General features: G+C 64.8%; 18 protein-coding genes. 9 read left to right on the forward strand and 9 right to left on the reverse strand.

Going from position 1 to position 21,144, the window contains the following annotated elements; genetic code table 11:
- Positions 1 to 42 precede the first annotated feature (42 nt).
- On the reverse strand, positions 43 to 2,040 hold the full coding sequence (locus C4K40_RS01025; protein ID WP_164485009.1) for a TonB-dependent siderophore receptor: 1,998 nt from the start codon (positions 2,038 to 2,040) through the stop codon (positions 43 to 45).
- A 534-nt stretch (positions 2,041 to 2,574) separates the two neighbouring features.
- On the opposite strand from C4K40_RS01025, the gene C4K40_RS01030 reads away from it, so the two are divergent.
- Positions 2,575 to 3,789, forward strand: a complete 1,215-nt coding sequence (locus C4K40_RS01030) for a response regulator (RefSeq protein ID WP_053132813.1) — start codon at positions 2,575 to 2,577, stop codon at positions 3,787 to 3,789.
- A gap of 6 nt (positions 3,790 to 3,795) precedes the next feature.
- On the opposite strand, the gene C4K40_RS01035 is transcribed toward C4K40_RS01030, so the two are convergent.
- From C4K40_RS01035 to desA, 3 genes are all read right to left on the reverse strand, one after another.
- A complete protein-coding gene (locus C4K40_RS01035) occupies positions 3,796 to 4,044 on the reverse strand; it encodes a hypothetical protein (protein WP_022643500.1) in 249 nt (82 codons plus the stop codon).
- 69 nt (positions 4,045 to 4,113) lie between these two features.
- On the reverse strand, positions 4,114 to 5,106 hold the full coding sequence (locus C4K40_RS01040) for a sensor domain-containing diguanylate cyclase (RefSeq protein ID WP_053132811.1): 993 nt from the start codon (positions 5,104 to 5,106) through the stop codon (positions 4,114 to 4,116).
- 208 nt (positions 5,107 to 5,314) lie between these two features.
- Positions 5,315 to 6,499 carry a delta-9 fatty acid desaturase DesA gene (gene desA, locus C4K40_RS01045; protein WP_031321390.1) on the reverse strand — a complete coding sequence of 395 codons (1,185 nt, stop codon included), beginning with the start codon at positions 6,497 to 6,499 and terminating at the stop codon, positions 5,315 to 5,317.
- A 145-nt stretch (positions 6,500 to 6,644) separates the two neighbouring features.
- On the opposite strand from desA, the gene dibA reads away from it, so the two are divergent.
- From dibA to C4K40_RS01075, 6 genes are all read left to right on the forward strand, one after another.
- A complete protein-coding gene (gene dibA, locus C4K40_RS01050; protein WP_022643502.1) occupies positions 6,645 to 8,564 on the forward strand; it encodes a phosphodiesterase DibA in 1,920 nt (639 codons plus the stop codon).
- Positions 8,565 to 8,828: 264 nt separating this feature from the next.
- Positions 8,829 to 9,011: a sulfur starvation response protein OscA gene (gene oscA / locus C4K40_RS01055; protein ID WP_022643503.1), complete on the forward strand. Its 183-nt coding sequence runs from the start codon at positions 8,829 to 8,831 to the stop codon at positions 9,009 to 9,011.
- Positions 9,012 to 9,168: 157 nt separating this feature from the next.
- Positions 9,169 to 10,179, forward strand: a complete 1,011-nt coding sequence (locus C4K40_RS01060; protein ID WP_053132808.1) for a sulfate ABC transporter substrate-binding protein — start codon at positions 9,169 to 9,171, stop codon at positions 10,177 to 10,179.
- A 90-nt stretch (positions 10,180 to 10,269) separates the two neighbouring features.
- Entirely contained in the window at positions 10,270 to 11,088 is an 819-nt protein-coding gene (cysT, locus tag C4K40_RS01065; RefSeq protein WP_022643505.1) for a sulfate ABC transporter permease subunit CysT, read from the forward strand.
- Between the two features lie 13 nt (positions 11,089 to 11,101).
- Complete coding sequence (cysW, locus tag C4K40_RS01070) at positions 11,102 to 11,971, forward strand: sulfate ABC transporter permease subunit CysW (RefSeq protein ID WP_022643506.1); 870 nt, start codon at positions 11,102 to 11,104, stop codon at positions 11,969 to 11,971.
- A 3-nt stretch (positions 11,972 to 11,974) separates the two neighbouring features.
- A complete protein-coding gene (locus C4K40_RS01075; protein ID WP_022643507.1) occupies positions 11,975 to 12,964 on the forward strand; it encodes a sulfate/molybdate ABC transporter ATP-binding protein in 990 nt (329 codons plus the stop codon).
- Between the two features lie 207 nt (positions 12,965 to 13,171).
- Here the strand turns inward: C4K40_RS01075 and C4K40_RS01080 are convergent, their stop codons facing one another.
- A complete protein-coding gene (locus C4K40_RS01080; protein ID WP_053132805.1) occupies positions 13,172 to 13,696 on the reverse strand; it encodes a DUF962 domain-containing protein in 525 nt (174 codons plus the stop codon).
- A 100-nt stretch (positions 13,697 to 13,796) separates the two neighbouring features.
- Here C4K40_RS01080 and C4K40_RS01085 point away from each other — a divergent pair, with 100 nt between their 5' ends.
- Entirely contained in the window at positions 13,797 to 14,486 is a 690-nt protein-coding gene (locus C4K40_RS01085) for a Crp/Fnr family transcriptional regulator (RefSeq protein WP_053132802.1), read from the forward strand.
- 74 nt (positions 14,487 to 14,560) lie between these two features.
- Here the strand turns inward: C4K40_RS01085 and C4K40_RS01090 are convergent, their stop codons facing one another.
- Positions 14,561 to 15,565 (reverse strand): AraC family transcriptional regulator, encoded by a 1,005-nt coding sequence (locus tag C4K40_RS01090; protein ID WP_031321394.1) that lies wholly within the window; start codon positions 15,563 to 15,565, stop codon positions 14,561 to 14,563.
- Between the two features lie 100 nt (positions 15,566 to 15,665).
- On the opposite strand from C4K40_RS01090, the gene C4K40_RS01095 reads away from it, so the two are divergent.
- Positions 15,666 to 16,739 (forward strand): fatty acid desaturase, encoded by a 1,074-nt coding sequence (locus C4K40_RS01095; protein ID WP_053132799.1) that lies wholly within the window; start codon positions 15,666 to 15,668, stop codon positions 16,737 to 16,739.
- 81 nt (positions 16,740 to 16,820) lie between these two features.
- Here C4K40_RS01095 and C4K40_RS01100 read toward each other — a convergent pair whose 3' ends face one another.
- Genes C4K40_RS01100 through C4K40_RS01110 form a run of 3 tightly spaced genes read right to left on the reverse strand, consistent with a single transcriptional unit; the run spans position 16,821 to position 20,850 of the window.
- Positions 16,821 to 18,431 carry an arylsulfatase gene (locus C4K40_RS01100; protein ID WP_053132796.1) on the reverse strand — a complete coding sequence of 537 codons (1,611 nt, stop codon included), beginning with the start codon at positions 18,429 to 18,431 and terminating at the stop codon, positions 16,821 to 16,823.
- A gap of 14 nt (positions 18,432 to 18,445) precedes the next feature.
- The gene (locus C4K40_RS01105; protein WP_022643513.1) at positions 18,446 to 19,261 is read right to left on the reverse strand and encodes an ABC transporter ATP-binding protein; all 816 of its coding nucleotides are present in this window, start codon (positions 19,259 to 19,261) and stop codon (positions 18,446 to 18,448) included.
- Positions 19,258 to 20,850, reverse strand: a complete 1,593-nt coding sequence (locus C4K40_RS01110) for an ABC transporter permease (RefSeq protein ID WP_053132793.1) — start codon at positions 20,848 to 20,850, stop codon at positions 19,258 to 19,260. The genes C4K40_RS01105 and C4K40_RS01110 overlap by 4 nt, the downstream gene beginning before the upstream one ends.
- Positions 20,851 to 21,144 lie beyond the last annotated feature (294 nt).

Below are 21,144 nucleotides of genomic sequence, written 5' to 3' on the forward strand. Positions count from 1 at the left end.
GGGACGCGGGCGTCGGCAACCGGGTGTCGACGCCGTGTCAGGTCAGAATTCGAAGCGCGCCGAGAGGAATATCTCGCGTTCGCGACCCACTTCCAGGCCACCCTGGTAATAAGTACTGGCGTAGTAGTAGGTGTTGGTCAGGTTCTTGCCGTGGAGCCGATAGGTCACTGGCGTTTCGCCTAGTCGGGTGCGGTAGCTGGCACCTGCGTCGAGCAGGGCGTAGCCGGGGATGTAACCGCTGTTCTGGGCATCCACCGGACGGCTGCCGACCAGGCTCAGGGTGCTGTCCAGGGACAGGCCGGGAACGCTTTGCAACTGGTATTGGGCACCGAAGGTCCCCTTCCATTTCGGCACGCCTTCGGTGCGCTTGCCGGCGACGCTGAGGTCGTCCACGTTCTCCAGGCGGGTTGCCAGGTAGGCCAGGTTGGCGTCCAGGGTCAGCGAGTCGGTGGGCCGATGGCTGAGGTTCAGCTCGATGCCGCGATGGCGATACTGGCCTTTGCTGACGAAGGTATTGCTGGTGTCCAGGTAACTGGCATTGCGGCGGATCTCGAAGAGCGCAAGACCCAGGTTGGAACGCGAGTCGAGCTCGGCCTTGAGCCCGACTTCGTATTGCTCGGACTCGATGGCATCGGTGGGCTGGTTCTTGTTGGTGGCATTCCAGGGCGCGTAGTCGCCTTTTTCCAGGCCGCGTGAATAGCTGACGTAGGTCATCAGGTTGTCCAGCGGACGGTAGATCAGCGCACCGCTGGGAACGAACACGTCATGGCGCTGGGGCAGGGCGGTGGCCGACAGATGATCGGCGCGGTACCAGATGTAGCGCCCGCCGAGCAGTACCTGGAATTGTTCGTTGAGGGACACCAGGTCGCTGGCGAAGACCGAGCTTTCCTTGATCCGCGAGACGAATTCGATGTCGTTCTCCGGGCCGAAGTGATGCTTGGGCGGCTGCACCGGGTGGCGGATGTTGCCCACCGAAACGTCGCTGACGCGAACGCCGGGATTGGCGCTGTTGATATCGTCCCAGGCCGGGCTACGGTCCTTGAACTGCTTGTAGCCGGTGCCCAGGAACACATCGTGGTAGAGGCTGCCGGTGTTGAATTTGCCGGCCAGGTAGGACTGCAGCGACCAGGTACTGAACACCTCGCCACGGGAAACGTAGAGGTCGGCGGTGCCGATGTCGCCATTGGGCTGGATGTTGAACAGGTCGTTGTAGCCGCCGTGGCGCTCGACTCGCGAGTAGTTGGCCTGGGTGATGGAGGTCCAGTTGTCGCTGAGGGTGTATTCGAACTTGGCGTCCAGGTTCTTGCCCTCGGTCTGGTGGCGAAACCAGGAGCCGGTAAGCAGGTCGCGACGGTTGATCTTCGGCGGCCTGACGTAGCTGGAAGCATCCAGTGGGTTGGCGCGGTGGCTCTGGTCGGCCCGCAACAGGGGGTCGGCCACCGTGGACTTCCACGACCAGTCGCCGTTGAGCTGCAGCAGCGCACGTTCGCTCAAGCGCCAGTCGGTGGCCAGGCCGATGAACTTGCGCTCCATGTCCCGGGCGTGATCGTAGTCGCCGTTCTTTTCGTAGCCGGCATTCAGACGGTAGCCGAACGCGCCGTCGACGGTGGAGTTGCTGTTGTCGATGGCGATGTAGCGTCCGGCCAGGGACGAGCCCTGGACCGTGAGGTTGAGCAAGGGATCGAGGGTCGGGCGCTTGGGGATGTAGTTGATCGTGCCGCCAGGGGAGTTGATCCCATACAGGAATCCCGACGGGCCCTTGAGTACGTCGATGCGCTCGACGTACTCAAGGGGGAAGTCATGGTGCGGGGCCAATGCCAGGCCATCGCGGCGGATGGTATTGAAGTTGTCCATCGCAAAGCCGCGCAGGCGGAAGTTGTCGAAGCCGCTGCCGGCCGAGGCGCTGAGGATGGAGGGATCCAGGCTCAGCACATCGACGGCGGTACGCGCCGACGAATCGGCGATGGTCTTGGCGTCGTAGCTCTGGATGACCAGGGGTATTTCCATGGCCGTCTTGGCACCGAAGGCCCCGGCATTCACCTCGTAGGCCTCGTTGAGGGGGGGGCGAGGATATGGCTGGTGTCCAGGCTCAAGGATGCGGCCTTGCGTTCCTCGGATGCCTCCTGCGCTTCGACGGTGGACAGGCTGCAACAGGCAGAAAAGACGCCGGCCAAGACCGTCCATGCACACCGTGGAGCTGATCCGTACAACTGGTTCATCTGTAGTCCCTTAACTCGACGGAGCATGAAGTTCGCCGCTATCCAGCCCGCTGCCTGCCCTGGCTCGCCGATGAGCCTTGCATTGTTGCCGAGGCCAAAACCGTGCTGGCGGCAATTCCAATCGTGAGAATTGTTCTCGAATGAAACATTATAACGTTTTTATTTTTCATGCAACGCCCACCCCCCGGCAGGCTATCCCAGGGCTTTGGTACGCAGGTTCGGTGATGGTGGTTGAAGTGCTGAAGAGCCGCTTGGCTAGCACTTTTCCTGGTTTTTGCGGGGCGATTGGTGTTTTCGGCTGTATGAATCCGGCCGCTTTGACTAAGGTGCACCCATAGTTACCGGAGCGTGCCGCATGACCGCTGTTGATCTACCTGCTGTTCCCCGCGTGTTGATTGCCGAGGCCGATCCCTGGTCCCGCGACCTGCTCGAGCAAGTGCTGCTTAACGTGCGTTGCGATGCTCGCCTGGATCTGTGCGCCGACGGCCAGGAAGCCATGGACCTGCTCAACGCCAAGCCCTACGACCTGGTCATCGCCGACTGGGAGCTGCCGGGCATCGACGGCCTCTCGCTGCTGCGTGCGGTGCGCCAGCGCAAGCGCAATCCGCCGCAGCCGTTCATCCTGCTCAGCGTGCGCAGCGACAGCGCCAGCGTGCGCGAGGCCCTGCCCCTGGCCCCTACCGCGTACCTGACCAAGCCCCTGAACATGGAAGGCCTGACCCAGCGCCTGCAAGGCTTGCTGCTGGACGCTGGCCAGGAGGTCTCCTGCGAGATCCCGAGCCTGACGCCCGGCACGACCTTGTACAGCTTTCTCGAACACCGCCGCGAACTGGCCGACGGCGCGCCCCTGCTGACCGACGTGCAACTGGCGGTCAAGCGCAGCCTGCATCCCGAGGGGCTGGACCTGCGGCTGCTGGAGGACGAAATCCGCACCGACCCGCAAGTCACCGCCGTGCTGATCGCCGCCGCCAACAGCGCCGCCCAGCACCATGGCGACGGTGTGCAGACCCTGTCCCAGGCCCTGCACCGGCTCGGTACCGGGCAGAGCATGAACCTGATCCTCGGCCTGACCCTCAAGCGCAGCGCCCGCCTCAGCGACCCGGTCCTGGCCGACTATGCCGAGCGCTATTGGGGGCTATCGCTGCACGCCGCCGAGTACGGCCGGACCCTGGCCCGCCTGCTGGACCTGGACCAGGAGCGTTGCTACTGCGCCGGCTTGCTGCACCGCCTGGGCGACCTGGCGCTGCTGCGTTGCCTGCAAGAGTGGAAGCAGGCCGGCGGCGAGCTGGACGACCAGGAAGAGATCGGCGATGCCCTGGAGCGCTATGGCGCGGCCTACGGCTCGGCCCTGCGTACCCGCTGGCGCATGCCCCTGGAGCTGCGCGAGCTGATCGCCGCGGTCTACCAGCTCGGTGGCGGGGTCTACTCCCGCGAAGCCCTGGCGATGAACCTGGCGGGCCAACTGGCGCACCTGACGCCCACCGAGGGCGTCGAGGAAGTGGCCCAGGGCAAGACCGCGCGGTTGCTGAAGATCGGCCTGCCGGAGCTGAGTCGCCTGCGCAAGGGTTGAGTGAAGTCAGTTGCCCATAAGCTCGAACAGCGCGAACCAGCCATCGACCGTCTGGTCTTCGGCCAGGAAGGCCAGGTAGAAGAACGGCCAGGCTGCCAGCAGGGTCAGCAGCTGCGCTGGATGCGGCCCGAGCTTGACGGCCAGGGCCACCCCAAGCAGTACCAGGGCCAGTCCGACCAGGAAGCTCGCCAAGCGTTTGCCTCGATAACCATTGCGTTTGCTGTTGACGCGTTTGAGCAACTGTTCTTCGTTCATCGGGTGATGCGTTCGGCTGGGGCCGCCATGGCCGGGGGAGTCGCAGTCTAGCCTGCTCCTGCTGGCGATTCACCCGGTGACGATGCGGTTCTTGCCCTGGCGCTTGGCTTCGTACATCGCTGCGTCGGCCCGGGCGAACAGGCTATCCAGGCTCTCGTCTTCTGCCAGCAGGCTGGTCAGGCCCTGGCTGACCGTGATGCTGAAGACCTGGCCCTGGTGGCTGAAGTGCTGGCGCTGGATCTCCCTTTGCAGGCGTTCGGCCACCTGGCGCGCCATGTCGGCGGCGCAGCCGGGGAACAGTGCGGCGAACTCCTCGCCGCCGATACGCCCGAACAGGTCGCCCCGGCGCAGGGCGGCGCGTCCGCTCTCGGCGATGCGTTGCAGGACGATGTCGCCCTCGGGGTGGCCGTAGGTGTCGTTGATCACCTTGAAATCATCGATGTCCAGCAACAGGAAGGACAGGGGCGAGCCTTGCAGGCGGGCCTGTTCGAACTCGCGATTGGCACACTCGAAGAAGTGCCGGCGGTTGCTGCTCTGGGTCAGCGCGTCGGTGGTGGCCAGGCGCTGCAGCTCGTTCTCCAATTGCTTCTTTTCGCTGATGTCCTCGGCGATCCCCACCACGATCAGGCGCTGCCCGGGTTCGGCATTGCGGTTGATGAAGCATTTGTCGCTGAGCCAGCGCACCTGGCCCGTGGCGTCGATGATGCGGTACTCGCGGTCTTCCACCGCGCCTTTTTCCAGGACCTGGGCCAGGCTGCGCTCGGCGTATTCCAGGTCGTCGGGGTAGATGCTGTCGCGCCACTGGTTGTAGTCCGCCAGCAGCAGGCCGGCGGGGCGGCCGAAAATGCGTTCATAGGCCGGGCTGACGTACAGCACCTGGCGGCTTTCCCAGTCGAAGGCCCAAAGCACGGCGTTGACGCTGACCAGCAGCGAGTTGAACAGCTGCTCGCGTTCGGTCAGGCGGGCGACTTCGCCCTGGGCATGCATCAGGGCCATGAGGGTTTGCGCGGCCTCGGGCCACAGGGGAAGCGAAGATGGAATATCTGGATTCTTGTTGACCATCGGCACAATTCTCGAAGGGCGTGCCGCGTGGTGTTCGACAGCGGCTACAACCAAGCCCGCCTGGATGGCGAAGTGTTGCTTGAGATAGAGGATGGAACGCTAAGTTCCCGTGTGCTCCGGCGACGCGCCGGACGGTCGGCAGATGCGGGTTGCGGGTGAGGCCGGAGGGGGTGGGCTCCCTCGCCACGGGCGTGGCGAGGGATGCGGGTCAGGCGGCGCTGGGGCGCAGGGAGTAGGTCTTGAGCTGGTTGGCGAAGTCTCGCAGGGACTGGATGCCGCTGGCCTCGGCCTCGTGGACCCAGTCCTTGATGGCGGCCAGCATGTCGTGGCCGTTGGAGCTGGTCTTGACCCAGATCTGCTGCAGCGCCAGGCGCTTCTCGTAGATCACCTTCAACGCCTGGCTGTGTTCCAGCATGTTCTGGATACGCAGGTGGTGGCGGTCTTCCAGCAGGCTGGTTTCCCGGGACAGCAAGCGCTTGGCGCGGTGGAACTGGTGGCGCACCGAGTGATCGACCTTGGCCAGTTCCTGCTTGACCAGCGGGCCGATCACCAGCTTGCGGTACTGGGCCATGATCTGGAAGCGGTTGTTGAGGATCGCCATGGCGGTGTCCATGTCCAGGTGGCCCTTGCCTTCGACCCGATGGGCGATGGGCGCCACTCGCTGGACCTTGGCCAGGCCCAGCAGGCTGAACAGCTTGATCCAGCCCCAGCCCATGTCGAATTCCCACTTCTTCACCGACAGCTTGGCCGAGTTGGGGTAGGTGTGGTGGTTGTTATGCAGCTCCTCGCCGCCGACGATGATGCCCCAGGGCACCAGGTTGGTGGCCGCGTCGCGGCATTCGAAATTGCGGTAGCCCACGGCATGGCCCAGGCCGTTGATCACGCCGGCGGCCCAGAACGGGATCCACATCATCTGCACCGCCCAGATGGTGATGCCGATGGTGCCGAACAGCAGCAGGTCGATCACCGCCATCAGCGCCACGCCACCTAGCTTGTAGCGGCTGTAGAGGTTGCGCTCGATCCAGTCTTCCGGGCAGTTCTTGCCGTAGATGCGCAGGGTCTCGGGGTTGCGCGCTTCCTCGCGGTACAGCTCGGCGCCCTTGCGCATGACTGTGGACAAGCCCTTGATCACCGGGCTGTGCGGGTCGTCGACCGTCTCGCACTTGGCGTGGTGCTTGCGATGGATCGCGGTCCACTCGCGGGTGTTCTGCGCCGTGGTCAGCCACAGCCAGAAGCGGAAGAAATGCTTGAGCCCGGCATTGAGCTCCAGGGAGCGATGCGCGGAGTAACGGTGCAGATAGACCGTGACCGCAACGATGGTCACGTGGGTCATCAACAGGGTGACTGCCACCAGTTGCCAGGCGGACAAGCCAAGTAAACCTTCATACCACATAGGCGATAAGGCCCTCGATAGAGAAAAAACAGCCCAGGCATTATCACTAAGCCCGGTGAGAAAACCAGTCGCCCTTTCAGATAAGAGTGGCGGGATGTTTCTTCCTCTATAATCCCAAACTTTTCGTGTGGAAATAGACGGGCTTATGTCGGTTTCTTATCGCAATGGCTTGCGTGCTGCGCTGCTCTACCTGCTGCTGTCCATGGCCTGGCTGCAGCTCAGTGGCTATTTATTGAGCAGTTTCTTCGATGGATCGATCGACCAGGTCCTGTGGCAGCAAGCCAGCTGCTATGCCTGGGCCCTGGTCAGCGCGGTGCTGATCTTCTTTGCCCGTGCCCGCTTGCTGCGGGTGCTGGGCGCCGATCGCTGGTTGCGCCACCAGCAGAAGGACCGCGAGCGCCTGCGCCAGGCCGCGGCGGTGTTCGACTGTACCCGCGAGGGGGTACTGGTGAGCGACACCCAGGGGCAGATCGTCCACGTCAACCGCGCCTTCATGGAGATCACCGGCTACCAGCGCGAGGAGGTGCTGGGGCGCCAGCCGAGCATGTTCAAGTCCGGCCATCATTCGGTGGATTTCTACAAGGCGATGTTCGGCGCGTTGCGCCAGACCGGCGAGTGGAGCGGCGAAATCTGGAACCGGCGCAAGAGCGGTGAAATCTATCCGCAGTGGCAGACCATCCGTGCGATCCGCGACGAGCAGGGCGAGCTCACCCACTATGTGGCGGTATTCTCCGACATCAGCGCGATCAAGGATTCCGAGCATGAGCTGGCGCACCTGGCCCACCACGATCCGCTGACCGACCTGCCCAACCGCCTGCTGCTCACCGACCGCGCCGAGCAGGCCCTGGCTTCGGCGCAGATCCACAAGCGCGGCTGCGCCATGCTGATGATCGACCTGGACCACTTCAAGATGGTCAACGACAGCCTCGGGCATAACGTCGGCGACCAGTTGCTCAAGGCTTTTGCCCAACGCCTGCGGGAGATGTTCGGCCCGGGCGTGACCCTGGCGCGCCTGGGCGGCGACGAGTTCGCCGTGCTGGCCGAAAGTTGCCCGCAGCTGGTACAGGCGGCCGCCCTGGCCCAGCGCATCCTCGATGGTCTCAAGGAGCCGTTCCAGCTGGACGGCCACCAGGTGCTGATCAACGCCAGCATCGGCATCAGCCTGTTTCCCAGCGATGCCCGCAGCGCCAGCCAGTTGCTGCGCAACGCCGATGCCGCGCTGTTCAAGGCCAAGAGCGCCGGGCGCAATGGTTATGCGTTGTACACCGAGGAGCTCACCGCCCATGCCCAGCAGCGGGTGGAGACCGCCTTCGAGTTGCGCCGCGCCCTGGACCGCCAGGAGCTGCGGGTCTACTACCAACCCGTGCACGACCTGGCCAGCAGTCGCCTGGTGGGCGTCGAGGCCCTGGTGCGCTGGCAGCACCCGCACCGGGGCCTGGTGCCGCCGGCGGAGTTCATCCCTATCGCCGAGCGCACCGGGATGATTGCCGAGATCGATGCCTGGGTCATGGGCGAGGCATGCCGGCAGATGTGCCAGTGGCAGGCCGAGGGCGTGGTGCTGTCGTTCATCGCGGTGAACGTCTCGACCCGCCTGTTCGCCCGTAGCGAGCTGTACCAGCAGGTGGCCCAGGTACTGCACGACACCGGGCTGGACCCGGCCTACCTGGAGCTGGAGGTCACCGAAAGCGCGCTGATGGATGACCCGGAAGTGGCCCTGGAACAGATGCATCGCCTGCGCGAGCTGGGCATCCGCCTGGCCATCGACGACTTCGGCACCGGCTATTCGTCGTTGCTGCGGCTCAAGCGCCTGCCGGTGCAGAAGCTCAAGATCGACCAGGGTTTCGTCGCCGGTTTGCCCTGGGACGAGGACGATGCGGCGATTTCCCGGGTCATCGTGGCCCTGGCCCAGAGCATGGGCATGCAGGTCCATGCCGAAGGTATCGAGCAGATGGAGCAGGCGCGGTTCCTCCTCGACCAGGGCTGCGATCTGGGCCAGGGCTACTGGTTCGGCCGGCCGATGCCGGCATCGCTGCTGGACTGGGACAACGCCCCGCAGATCCTCTGACGCGCCTGATGTAGCTGGCGGGCGCTGCGCCCCCGGTCGCAGCCTCGCTACGCTCGACGACGGCTACAGGTGCTTCGCGTAGCGGCCGCAAGAGGGTGGGCACGGACTCAGGGGCCCGTAACTGCGCGTCCCGCCGAATAATTTCCGTTGGTTATATAAACATTCTTAAATAGTATTTTTAAGAATATCCCTGCCTATCTACTATTGCTCCACGCCACCCGCAGTGCCGCCACTGCACGGCACATCCCACTCAGGAGCAACACCATGAGCGCATCTCTACGTAGCGTCGACGGACAGGACGAAGCAACCATCTTGCGTGAAATTCAAAGTGCACTGCGGGACCTGCGCTTCGGGGCAGTGGAAATCACCGTGCACAACGCCCAGGTCGTGCAGATCGAGCGCAAGGAAAAATTCCGCCTGCAGCAACCTGGCAACAAGCCCAGCTGAATCGCGCGTCACCCTCTCGCGAGCGAGAGGCCCGACTGGTCAACCGGAGGGCGTCACCCATGACCCCCAGTTCGTTCCCCAGCGTTCGCCCGCGAATGCGAGCCTGATTCGCCATAAGAAAAATGCCAGCACATTAGAAAATTTCGGGAGCTCTACCATGTCGTCGATTCGCCGTTATGCCCTGGCTGCCCTCGCCAGCGCCGTTTTTGCCGGTTCCGCCGTAGCCAAGGACTATGAGCTGCTCAACGTGTCCTACGACCCGACCCGCGAGCTGTACCAGGACTACAACGCCGAGTTCGTAAGCTTCTGGAAGAAGGAGCACCCCGGCGACAACGTGAAGATCCAGCAATCCCACGGTGGTTCGGGCAAGCAGGGCCGAGCGGTGATCGATGGCCTGCGCGCCGACGTGGTGACCCTGGCCCTGGCCGGCGACATCGACGAAATCGCCAAGCTCGGCAAGACCCTGCCGGCGGACTGGCAGCAGCGCCTGCCCGACGCCAGCACGCCCTACACCTCGACCATCGTGTTCCTGGTGCGCAAGGGCAATCCCAAGGGCATCAAGGACTGGGGCGACCTGATCAAGAAGGACGTCTCGGTGATCACCCCCAACCCGAAGACCTCCGGCGGCGCCCGCTGGAACTTCCTGGCCGCCTGGGCCTACGGCCTGAAGGCCGGTGGTAGCGAAGCCAAGGCCAAGGAGTACGTGCAAGAGTTGTTCAAGCACGTACCGGTGCTGGATACCGGAGCCCGAGGCTCGACCATCACCTTCGTCAACAACGGCCAGGGCGATGTCCTGCTGGCCTGGGAAAACGAAGCTTTCCTGGCGCTCAAGGAAGACGGTGGCGCCGACAAGTTCGACATCGTCGTGCCGTCGCTGTCGATCCTCGCCGAACCGCCGGTGGCGGTGGTGGACAAGAACGCCGAGAAGAAGGGCAACACGGCGATCGCCGAAGCCTACCTCAAGCACCTGTATAGCCCGGCCGGCCAGGAGATCGCGGCGAAGAACTTCTATCGTCCACGGGACAAGGACGTGGCGGCCAAATACGCCCAGCAATTCCCGAAACTGGAGCTGGTGACTATCGACAAGGACTTCGGCGGCTGGAAAACTGCCCAACCGAAATTCTTCAATGACGGTGGCGTGTTCGACCAGATCTACCAGGCCCAGTAACAGGAGGAGCCACTCTAACCGCCATCGCTTGGAGCCCCGGAATCACTTCGGGGCTTCGTGCGTTTCACCTGCGTTCAACCAAGGACTCTTATGTCGCGTCGTATCTCCCCCGTCATACCCGGCTTCGGGCTGACGCTGGGCTACACCTTGGTGTACCTCAGCCTGATTGTGCTCATCCCCCTGGCGGCGATGTTCGTCCATGCCGCACAACTCACCTGGGACCAGTTCTGGGCCATCGTCTCGGCACCTCGGGTGCTCGCGGCCCTCAAGCTCAGCTTCGGCACCGCCTTGTGCGCGGCGATCATCAACGGCCTGATCGGCACGCTGCTGGCCTGGGTCCTGGTGCGCTACAGCTTCCCCGGACGGCGGATCATCGATGCGATGATCGACCTGCCCTTCGCCTTGCCCACCGCGGTGGCGGGCATCGCCCTGACCGCGCTGTACGCGCCTACCGGGCTGGTGGGCCAGTTCGCCACCGACCTGGGCTTCAAGATCGCCTACACGCCCTTGGGCATCACTCTGGCGCTGACCTTCGTCACCCTGCCGTTCGTGGTGCGCACGGTGCAGCCGGTGCTGGCGGACATCCCCCGTGAAGTGGAAGAGGCCGCCGCCTGCCTCGGCGCCAAGCCCTGGCAGGTGTTCCGTCATATCCTGGTGCCGGCGCTGCTGCCAGCCTGGCTCACCGGTTTCGCCCTGGCCTTCGCCCGGGGCGTGGGCGAGTACGGTTCGGTGATCTTCATCGCCGGCAACATGCCGATGAAGACCGAGATCCTGCCGCTGCTGATCATGGTCAAGCTTGATCAGTACGATTACACCGGCGCCACGGCCATCGGCGTGCTGATGCTGGTGGTGTCCTTCATCCTGCTGCTGCTGATCAACCTGCTGCAGCGGCGTATCGAAACCCCATAAGGAGGCGCGAACCATGTCCCAATCGTCCATCGCCGCCTCGTCGGCCAACGCTGCCCGCCGTGGCAACGCCACTTCGCGGCGGGTATTGATTGGCCTGGGCTGGCTGATCTTTGCCCTGTTCCTGCTGTTGCCGCTGTTCATCGTCGTGTCCCAGGGGCTCAAGCTTGGCCTGGGGGCATTCTTCGAGGCGATCTTCGAGCCCGACGCGCTGTCGGCGCTCAAGCTCACGGTGATCGCGGTGCTGATCTCGGTGCCGCTGAACCTGGTGTTCGGCGTCTGCGCCGCCTGGTGCGTGAGCAAGTACTCGTTCCGTGGCAAGAGCATCCTGGTGACCTTGATCGACCTGCCGTTCTCGGTGTCGCCGGTGATCGCCGGCCTGGTCTACGTGCTGATGTTCGGCGCCCAGGGGCTGTTCGGCCCGTGGTTGTCGGATCACGACATCCAGATCGTGTTCGCCCTGCCGGGCATCGTCCTGGCCACCATCTTCGTCACCGTGCCCTTCGTCGCTCGCGAGCTGATCCCGTTGATGCAGGAGCAGGGCACCCAGGAAGAAGAGGCCGCGCGCCTGCTGGGGGCCAACGGCTGGCAGATGTTCTGGCACGTCACCGTACCCAACATCAAATGGGGCCTGATCTACGGCGTGGTGCTCTGCACCGCCCGGGCCATGGGCGAGTTCGGCGCGGTGTCGGTGGTCTCCGGGCACATCCGCGGGGTCACCAACACCCTGCCGCTGCACGTGGAGATCCTCTACAACGAGTACAACCACGTCGCCGCCTTCGCCGTGGCCAGCCTGTTGCTGATCCTTGCGTTGTTCATCCTGCTGCTCAAGCAGTGGAGCGAATCCCGAATCAACCGCCTGCGCGCCAGCGCCGCGGAGGAATAAGACATGTCGATCGAAGTCCGTAACGTCAGCAAGAATTTCAACGCCTTCAAGGCCCTGGACAGCATCAACCTGGATATCCACAGCGGTGAGCTGGTGGCGCTGCTCGGCCCCTCGGGCTGCGGCAAGACCACCCTGCTGCGGATCATCGCCGGCCTGGAGACTCCCGATGCCGGCAACATCGTGTTCCACGGCGAGGACGTCTCCGGCCACGATGTGCGCGATCGCAACGTCGGGTTCGTGTTCCAGCACTACGCGCTGTTCCGCCACATGAGCGTGTTCGACAACGTCGCCTTCGGCCTGCGCATGAAGCCCAAGAACCAGCGCCCCAGCGAAAGCCGGATCGCCGAGAAGGTCCATGAACTGCTGAACATGGTGCAGCTGGACTGGCTCTCCGATCGCTATCCGGAGCAGCTCTCCGGCGGCCAGCGCCAGCGTATCGCCCTGGCCCGGGCCCTGGCGGTGGAGCCCAAGGTGCTGCTGCTGGACGAGCCCTTCGGGGCGCTGGATGCCAAGGTGCGCAAGGAGCTGCGCCGCTGGCTGGCGCGGCTGCATGAAGACATCAACCTGACCTCGGTATTCGTCACCCACGACCAGGAAGAGGCCATGGAAGTGGCCGACCGCATCGTGGTGATGAACAAGGGCGTGATCGAGCAGATCGGCTCACCTGGCGAGGTCTACGAGTATCCGGCCAGCGATTTCGTCTATCACTTCCTCGGCGACTCCAACCGCCTGCGCCTGGGGGAGGACAACCATGTGCTGTTCCGGCCCCATGAAGTGTCGCTGTCGCGTTCGGAGCTGGAGGACCACCACGCCGCCCAGGTCCGCGATATCCGCCCGCTGGGCGCCACCACCCGGGTGACCCTCAAGGTCGAGGGCCAGGATGAACTGATCGAGGCCGAAGTGGTGAAGGACCATGACAGCCTGGTGGGCCTGGCCAAGGGCGAGACGCTGTTCTTCAAGCCCAAGGTCTGGCAGAAGGTCGCCAACCTCTAACAGGCCGTTTAAAAACTACCTGCGTTGCCATCGCTGCGTTGAAAACAGGCTCGCCTACATTTTTCAACGGCCTGCTAAAGCATCGCGGGCAAGCCGGATCGTCGCCCACTCGCTCCTGCGGATCGAAGTGGTTCGCCAATACTGCGAACGACACGAACCTGTAGGGGCGAGGCTTGCCCGCGATCCGGTTTTGCCTGCGATATCGATCTAGATCGCGGCACGCTTTGGATTGGCCCGCACACCCCCCGCCTGTGCTTCGATCTGCTGCTTGAGGTCATGGCGCAGGCCCAGCAGGAAGGCCAGCTCGGCCACCACGAACAGCGGGCCGATGATCAGCCCGGAGACGTCATCGACGAAGGCCGGCTTGCGCCCTTCGTAGTAATGGCCGACGAACTGGATCACCCAGCCCACAACGAACATGCCCACGCCACTGGCCAGCCAGACCAGGGTGCTCTGTTGCGCCAGTGCCTGGCCAGCCCACACCGACAAGCCCATCAGCACGCTCATCAATAACCCCAGGCGCAGTTCCAGGCGCAGGTAGTACACCGCTGCGAACAGGGCCAGCAGCAGCGCCGGCGAGAGCATCAACCCGGCCACCGGCCAGGCCGGACGGGACAGCAGTACGGCCACGGCGACCACGATCATCGGGATGCCGATGAAGTGGCTGGCGATATTGCGTGGGTCGCGGTGATAGGCCGCGTATTGACTGAGGTGATCGACGAGGCTTTTCATTGTTGTTCCTCCGTTGGGGTAACGGGATCATGCCGGACGCCCGATCACAGCTCTGTCGGCTAGGCGACAATCAAGGCGATGCCCTGGGAAAACACGGTCCATGAATATGCAGCAATGGCGCGAATGCCTGATGGCCGGCCAGTGGTTCAGCCACTTGCCGGCCTCTCTACAGGATAGTCTGCTCGACAATGCCCGCCTGCGGCGGCTGGCGCCGGGGCAGTACCTGTTTCGCCGTGGCGATCCACCCTGCGGCCTGTATGCGGTGGTCGAAGGCATGGTGCGGGTCGGCGCGGTCAGCGAACAGGGCAAGGAGGCCTTGCTCAGCCTGGTGGAGGCGCCCCACTGGTTCGGCGAGATCTGCCTGTTCGATGGCCAGCCGCGTACCCACGATGCCTGCGCCGAGGGCGCCTGCACCTTGCTCCAGGTACCCCAGGCAAGCCTTGTGCGGCTATTGGACGAACAACCCGCCTACTGGCGCCAGTTCGCCCTGTTGATGAGCCACAAGCTGCGCCTGGCCTTCATCAACCTGGAGCAACTGAGCCTGATGCCGGCTCCGGCGCGGGTGGCCAACCGCCTGCTGGCGATGGCCGCCGGTTATGGCGAGGTGGCCCAGAGCCGGCGCCTGCTGCAACTGCCCCAGGAACAGCTGGCGCTGATGCTCTCGCTGTCGCGCCAGACCACCAACCAGATCCTCAAGGACCTGCAGCACCAGGGCATCCTGCGCCTGAGCTACGGCGAGATCGAGATCCTCGATGCCGAACGCCTGCGTGCCCTCGCCAGTTCCGTGTAGCCGCTGCCGCAGGCTCGGCACGCGCCGCCATCTGGCGGTGCCTGGTTCTATGCAGGTCAGGGATGGTTCGGGGATCAGCGCAGGCCGTCGCGAAATTGCCCGGGGGTCATGCCGGTCCAGCGCTTGAAGGCCCGACTGAAGCTGCTGGCGTCGGCGAACCCCAGCAGGTAGCTGATCTCGCTCAGGGAGCAGGCCGGGTCGCGCAGGTGCAGCAGGGCGAGGTTTTCCCGGCATTCGTTGAGCAGGGTGTCGAAGCGCGTGCCTTCGTCCGCCAGGTGCCGTTGCAGGCTGCGCAAACTCAGGTGCAGGGCCTGGGCCACCCGCTCGGCGGACGGTTCGCCATCGGGCAGTTGGGCCTCGATCACCTCGCGCACCTTGCGCTCCCAAGTCAGAGGTCGCAACTGTGCCAGGGCACGCTTGAGCACTTGCTCGTTATGTTCGGCCAGCTCCGGGTTGGCGTCGTCCAGGTGGCTTTCGAAATCCTGCACGCGAAACTCCAGGCAATCCTCGCTGGCCGCGAAGTGCACCGGGCAGCGGAACACCCGGTGCCATTGGCTGGGGTCCTCTGGCTGCGGCCGCCGCAGGTGTACGGCCAGCGGCGCGTACTCACGGCCCAGGCGGCTGCGACAGGTGCGCACGTGGATCGCGGCGAACGCGTCGATGGCCTCGAACGCCGGCTGCTGGGCGCCTTCGGGCATCTTCAGGACGAAGCGGTAGCGGTCCGAGTCGCGGATCAACTGCGGAACCAGGGCATCGCTGACCACCTGGTGATAGCGCAGGATGCGCTCGAACACCTCGCGCAAGCTGCCGCTGGCCACCAGCGCATACCCCAGGGCATGGAAAGTGGTGGGGCTGACGAAGCGCGACACCCGCAGGCCGATGGCCGGATCACCGCTGGCCTGTACCGCCAGTTGCCACAGACGAGTGGTGGCCGACAGCGGATAGCGGGCGTTGGGATTGTCCATCAATTGGGGGTCAAGTCCGGCCTCGCGGCACAGGGCCGCGCTATCCAGGTCCAGGGCATCCAGCTGCTTGCGCAGGGCGCGGGTCCAGCTGGCGAGAGAGGTGGCTTCGGTCATGCGATTGGCGCGTCCGGTCAACAGGTTGGCGTTCACAGCTAGCGCCCCGGGCCGAGGCTCGGGGCAGGATGCACACATCACTGACCCAGAGGATGGAATCATGCACGGTACTTGCGCAAGCCCCGAACGAATGGACGCGCAACAACGCGCGGCGCATATTCGCGAAGTGGTCGTGGCCCGGGGCGACGAACTGCGCCGGCGCTATCCGCTCCTGCGCCACCAGGACGCCCTGGGCGCGGCGATCCTGGCCTTCGCCCTGGCCGGCATGGTCGGTTCCGCGGCGCTCTATCTCAATGGTCACCTGGCCTGGTGGGCCTGCCTGCTGCTCAATGCGTTCTTCGCTTCGCTGACCCACGAACTGGAGCACGACCTGATCCACAGCATGTATTTCCGCAAGCGGCGGGTGCCCCATAACCTGATGATGGGTTTGGTCTGGCTGGCTCGCCCCAGCACCATCAACCCCTGGATACGCCGCCAATTGCACTTGAACCACCACAAGGTCTCGGGCACTGCGGGCGATCTCGAAGAACGTGGCATCACCAACGGCGAGTCGTGGGGCATCGCGCGACTGCTGATGGTGGGCGACAACATGATCTCGGCCTTCGTCCATACGCTCCATGTGCCGGGCTGGAAGGCCAAGCTCAAGCGTTTCGCCCGGCTGATGGCAGCCTATGCTCCCCTGGCGCAGTTGCACTGGGGGGCCTGGTACGTGTTTCTCGGCTTCCATGGAGCCAATGGCGTCGCCGCGCTGCTGGGCACTTCCATCGAGTGGTCGGCCAGCACCCTGGCGCTGATGCAGGTGATCGACATCGCCGTGGTGGTGATCGTCGGCCCGAACGTGCTGCGTACCTTCTGCCTGCACTTCGTCAGCTCCAACATGCACTACTACGGTGATGTCGAGCCGGGCAACGTGCTCCAGCAGACCCAGGTGCTCAACCCCTGGTGGATGTGGCCGCTGCAAGCATTCTGCTTCAACTTCGGCAGCACCCACGGCATCCACCACTTCGTGGTCAAGGAGCCCTTCTACATCCGCCAGATGACCGCGCCGGTGGCCCACCGGGTGATGGCGCAGATGGGCGTGCGTTTCAACGACATGGGTACCTTCACCCGGGCCAATCGCTTCGCCGCCAAGGAGCAGGCGGCGACGGAGGCGGTGCAGGGGGTGAAGGCTTGAGGTGTGTTGGTTGAGCCAATCGCGGGCAAGCCATGCCGGTAGGAGCGAGGCTTGCCCGCGATGGTGATTGCCCGGTCGCTATCAGTCCGGCTGGAACGGCGACTCGCTGAGGATCACCCCGGTTTCGTCCACGTAGCGCTGCCACTCCTGCAACAGGATTTGCAGCTTTTGCGGGTGGCTGCCGGCCAGGTCGTGGATCTCCCCGGGATCGCGCCCCAGGTCGTACAACTGCCAGGTGGCCGGGCCCACGGGGCCTGGAATGTACACCGCCTTCCATTGCCCCTGGCGGATCGCCCGGCGGCCGAACAGCTCCCAGCCGGTGACCGTGTGCTCGTCATGTACCTGCGCGGTCTCGCCGGACAGGAACCCCAGCCACGACTTGCCCCGTAGCGGTGCGATATCGCGCCCGCGCCAGCGCTTGCCCGGATGGCGCACGCCGGCGAGGTCCAGCAGGGTCGGGGTGATGTCCATCACCGTGCCGAAGCCATGGCTGACCTGCCCCTTGAGCGGCAACTGCGGGTAATGCAGCAACGCCGGCACGCGAATCCCGCCCTGGGTGGTGAAGGCCTTGAACAGCCGCGACGGCGCGGTGGCGGCCTGGGCCCAGGCCGGTCCGTACCAGACATAGGAATTGGCCCGGCCGATATTCTGAAGGCGGTTGTCGTAATGCTGGTCCAGGTAGCTCAACAGCTGCGGGCCGAACTTGGGGAAGGCTTCCAGCAGCGCCCCTTCGGCTCCGTTGTCGGACATGAACAGGATCAGCGTGTTGTCCAGCTGGCCCTGCTGGCGCAGGTAATCCACCACCCGGCCGATGTTCCAGTCCATGCGCTCCACCATCGCCGCATACACCTCCATGGCCCGGGCCGAGCGCTGGCGCTGATCGTCGCTGAGGGCGGCCCACTCGGCGTCCAGGCCGATCAGCGGGTGCGGCTCGACCTGGGCGTCCACCAGCCCCAGGGCCTTGAGCTTCTCCAGCCGTTCCAGGCGCAGGGCCTCGGGGCCGGCGTCGTAGCGCCCGCGGTACTTGGCGACGATCTCTTCAGGGGCCTGCAACGGCCAATGAGGCGCCGAGAACGGCAGGTAGGCGAAAAACGGCCGGCTCTGGTCGCGCTCCTTGAGGTACTGCAAAAGCTTGTCGCCGAAGGCATCGGAGGAATAGAACCCCTGCGGCAGCCCGTCGAGGAAGCGATCGTCCTCGATATACAGCGCCGGGGTGGACTTGAGCAGGCCCGGGGTGTGCTCGTCGTAGGTGGGTTCGAAACCATAGTGGTTGGCCGCCCCGGGCAACAACGCGAAAGAGCGCTCGAAGCCCCGGGCGTGGGGTGCGCGGTCCACGGTCAGCCCCAGGTGCCACTTGCCGCTCATCAGGGTCTGGTAGCCGGCTTCGCGCAGCAGTTCGGGCAGGGCCGCTACCCGGTCGTTGAGGTGGCCCTCGTACCCTGGCTTGCCGATCAGCTCCGGGGTCAGGGCCTCGGCCATGGTGCCGATCCCGGCGATATGGTGGTCGGTGCCGGTGAGCAGCATGGAACGGGTCGGCGAGCAGGTCGGGGCGGTATGGAAATCGGTCAGGCGCAGGCCGTTGAAGGCCAGGGCATCGAGGTTCGGCGTGGCGATCTCGCCCCCGAAGGCGCCGAGGTCGGAAAAGCCCAGGTCGTCGGCCAGGATCACCAGGAAGTTGGGACGTTGCGGCATCGAGTCACTCCTGTTCAGCAAGCAATGAAGGTCAAGGGCAGGTCGCTGATCCGTACCGGTGGCGGGGCCTGGTAGTGATCGTCGCTGGTCAGTTCGTGCAGCAGTTCCTCGCGCAACTGGTGGAAGTCGAAGCTGCTGCGCTGGCGCGGATGGGGCAGGGCCACCTCGACCACGCGCTTGATCCGCCCCGGGCGTGGCTCCATCACCACCACCCGGTCGGCGAGGAAGATCGCTTCCTCGACATCGTGGGTCACCAGTATCGTGGTGATCCGTGCCCGCTCGCGGATCGCCAGCAGCTCATCCTGCATCTGCTGGCGGGTCAGCGCATCGAGGGCGCCGAAGGGTTCGTCCAGCAGCAGGATGCGCGGGCTGGCCACCAGTCCCCGGGCGATGGCCACCCGCTGCGCCATGCCGCCGGATAGCTGGTGCGGGTAGGCCTTGGCGAAGTCCTTGAGGCCCACCAGCTCGATGAACTCGGCGATGCGCCGTTGGCGTTCGGCGGCGCCCAGCGGTTCGTTGACCAGGCCCAGGCCGATGTTCTCGGCCACGCTCAGCCAGGGGAACAACCGGTGCTCCTGGAACACGATGCCGCGTTCGCTGCCGATGCCCTCGACGGCCTTGCCGTCGACGCGTATCTGGCCACGGAACTCGGTGTCCAGGCCGATCAGCAGGCGCAACAGGGTGGACTTGCCACAGCCGCTGGAGCCGACGATGGCGACGAATTCGCCTTCGGCGATGTCCAGGTTGAATTCGCGGATCGCCTCCAGTTCGCCACCGGCGACGGGAAAGCTCTTGCCCACGTGATTGAAGCTGACCAGAGGTGCGTTCATGCGTGTCTCCAACGGGTGGCGTGGCGTTCCAGCCATTGCCCAAGGAAGTTGATAAGGGCGCCGGTCAGGCCCACCAGCAGCATCCCGGCCATGATCAGGTCCATGCGCAGCAGCTGCTGGGCGCTGATCATCTGGCTGCCGATCCCACCGTCGGACGGCATGAAGTACTCGGCGCCGATGGTGCCCAGCCAGGCGTAGATCAGGCTCACCCGCAGGCCGGCGAAGATCCCCGGTGCGGCCCCGGGCAACACCAGGCGCCGCAGGCGCTGCCAGAGGCCCAGACGCAACACCTGGGCAGCCTCCGCCAGTTGTGGCGAGAGCTGGGCGACGCTGCGCTGGGTGGCGATGAACAGAGGGAAGAAGGCGGCCAGGGCGACGAAGACCCACTTGGCCAGCTCGCCCAGGCCGAACCAGGCGGTAAGCAGCGGCACCCAGGCGAAGATGGCGATCTGGCGCAGGGCGGCCAGGGTCGGCCCCAGCAGGCGCTCGCTCAGGCGCGACAGGCCCAGCAGCAGTCCCAGCCCCAGGCCCAGGCTGCCGCCCAGCAACAGGCCGGTGAGGGTACGTCCCAGGCTCAGGCCCAGGCCGCCCAGCAGGCTGCCATCGACCAGGCCGTCGAAGGTGGTGGCCAGCACCACCAGGGGGCTGGGCAGGATGTTGGCGTCCAGCCACTGGCGTTCGCTCGCCAGTTGCCACAGGGCCAGCAGCGCCAGGGGCAGCAGCCAGGGTTGCAGGCGCTGCCAGCCCTGGTAGCGCGGGCCACGGCGAAACTCGGCGGTGGCCGGGTGCGGCCAGTACACCAGCTTGCGGTCCAGCCAGCCGATGCCGCGATCCATGGCCATGCCCAGCACGCCGATCACCAGGATGCAGACGAAGACGATATCCAGCATGAACAGCTGCCTGGCCCAGACCATCAGGTAGCCGATGCCTTCGCTGGAGGCCAGCAACTCCACCGCCAGCAACGAGGTCCAGCCGGTGGCCAGGGCCAGGCGCACGCCCGCCATGAAGGCCGGCAGCGCGGCGGGCAGCACCAGGCGCCGCAGCAGCAGGATCGGTGGCAGGCGCAGCACCGCGGCGGCTTCGCGCAGCCGCGGTTGCGCGTCGCGCACGCCCACCAGGGTATGCAGGGTCACCGGGACCACCACCGCCTTGAGCAGCACCACCAGCTTGAGCAGTTCGCCGATACCGAAAAACACCATGAACAGCGGTACCCAGGCCAGGGTCGGGATCTGTGCCAGGGCACCGAAGGTGGGAAACACCAGACGCTCCAGGCGGCGACTGAAGCCCATGGCGCCCCCCAGCAGGGCGCCGGCGCCGATCCCGACCAGCAGGCCCCAGCCCAGTCGCTGCAGGCTGATCGCCAGGTGGCTCCAGAGTTCGCCGGCGGCCAGCTCCCGGGCGCTGTTCCAGACCAGTTCCGGGGCCGGCAGGATCTGCTCGCTCATCCATTGGTTGCGGCTGGCCAGCCACCACAGGCCGAACAACCACAGTGGCAGCAACCAGGGCAGCAGGTGCTTGGCCGCCGGCCAGTGTTGGCGCTGGCCGGAGGGTGCCCACAGGGGCAGGCTGAGCAGGGAAACACGGGCCATGGAGGACCTCCGTCGTCGGGTGCGGCATGGCATGGGGCGGGCCACGTCCAGGCGTGGCGGAACCGATCGCTCCTACAATATGCATTTGTGTTCTATTAAAAATCACATCAATGCTATTGAGCGATAAGAGAGGCCATTTAAGGCTTCACTTCGCCACGCATCCAATGCATTTGGAGAATATTTTCCATGCATTTTCCGCATGTTCCCGGGGGAGCCCCGTACTGACTGATTTATTTCTTTCGGTTATTAAAATGTGAATTTTTAGTATTTAAATGCCTTGCCCTGCTGGGCCTA

Origin of the sequence: Pseudomonas sp. CMR5c, assembly GCF_003850545.1 — a bacterium.
Classification (GTDB): Bacteria; Pseudomonadota; Gammaproteobacteria; order Pseudomonadales; family Pseudomonadaceae; genus Aquipseudomonas; species Aquipseudomonas piscis.

What these genes read in the sequence shown, in the direction of transcription:
- C4K40_RS01030 (WP_053132813.1), top strand. Translation starts at nt 2,575, where the DNA reads ATGACCGCTGTTGATCTACCTGCTGTTCCCCGCGTGTTGATTGCCGAG.
- C4K40_RS01035 (WP_022643500.1), bottom strand. Translation starts at nt 4,044, where the DNA reads ATGAACGAAGAACAGTTGCTCAAACGCGTCAACAGCAAACGCAATGGT.
- C4K40_RS01040 (WP_053132811.1), bottom strand. Translation starts at nt 5,106, where the DNA reads ATGGTCAACAAGAATCCAGATATTCCATCTTCGCTTCCCCTGTGGCCC.
- desA (WP_031321390.1), bottom strand. Translation starts at nt 6,499, where the DNA reads ATGTGGTATGAAGGTTTACTTGGCTTGTCCGCCTGGCAACTGGTGGCA.
- dibA (WP_022643502.1), top strand. Translation starts at nt 6,645, where the DNA reads ATGTCGGTTTCTTATCGCAATGGCTTGCGTGCTGCGCTGCTCTACCTG.
- oscA (WP_022643503.1), top strand. Translation starts at nt 8,829, where the DNA reads ATGAGCGCATCTCTACGTAGCGTCGACGGACAGGACGAAGCAACCATC.
- C4K40_RS01060 (WP_053132808.1), top strand. Translation starts at nt 9,169, where the DNA reads ATGTCGTCGATTCGCCGTTATGCCCTGGCTGCCCTCGCCAGCGCCGTT.
- cysT (WP_022643505.1), top strand. Translation starts at nt 10,270, where the DNA reads ATGTCGCGTCGTATCTCCCCCGTCATACCCGGCTTCGGGCTGACGCTG.
- cysW (WP_022643506.1), top strand. Translation starts at nt 11,102, where the DNA reads ATGTCCCAATCGTCCATCGCCGCCTCGTCGGCCAACGCTGCCCGCCGT.
- C4K40_RS01075 (WP_022643507.1), top strand. Translation starts at nt 11,975, where the DNA reads ATGTCGATCGAAGTCCGTAACGTCAGCAAGAATTTCAACGCCTTCAAG.
- C4K40_RS01080 (WP_053132805.1), bottom strand. Translation starts at nt 13,696, where the DNA reads ATGAAAAGCCTCGTCGATCACCTCAGTCAATACGCGGCCTATCACCGC.
- C4K40_RS01085 (WP_053132802.1), top strand. Translation starts at nt 13,797, where the DNA reads ATGAATATGCAGCAATGGCGCGAATGCCTGATGGCCGGCCAGTGGTTC.
- C4K40_RS01090 (WP_031321394.1), bottom strand. Translation starts at nt 15,565, where the DNA reads ATGACCGAAGCCACCTCTCTCGCCAGCTGGACCCGCGCCCTGCGCAAG.
- C4K40_RS01095 (WP_053132799.1), top strand. Translation starts at nt 15,666, where the DNA reads ATGCACGGTACTTGCGCAAGCCCCGAACGAATGGACGCGCAACAACGC.
- C4K40_RS01100 (WP_053132796.1), bottom strand. Translation starts at nt 18,431, where the DNA reads ATGCCGCAACGTCCCAACTTCCTGGTGATCCTGGCCGACGACCTGGGC.
- C4K40_RS01105 (WP_022643513.1), bottom strand. Translation starts at nt 19,261, where the DNA reads ATGAACGCACCTCTGGTCAGCTTCAATCACGTGGGCAAGAGCTTTCCC.
- C4K40_RS01110 (WP_053132793.1), bottom strand. Translation starts at nt 20,850, where the DNA reads ATGGCCCGTGTTTCCCTGCTCAGCCTGCCCCTGTGGGCACCCTCCGGC.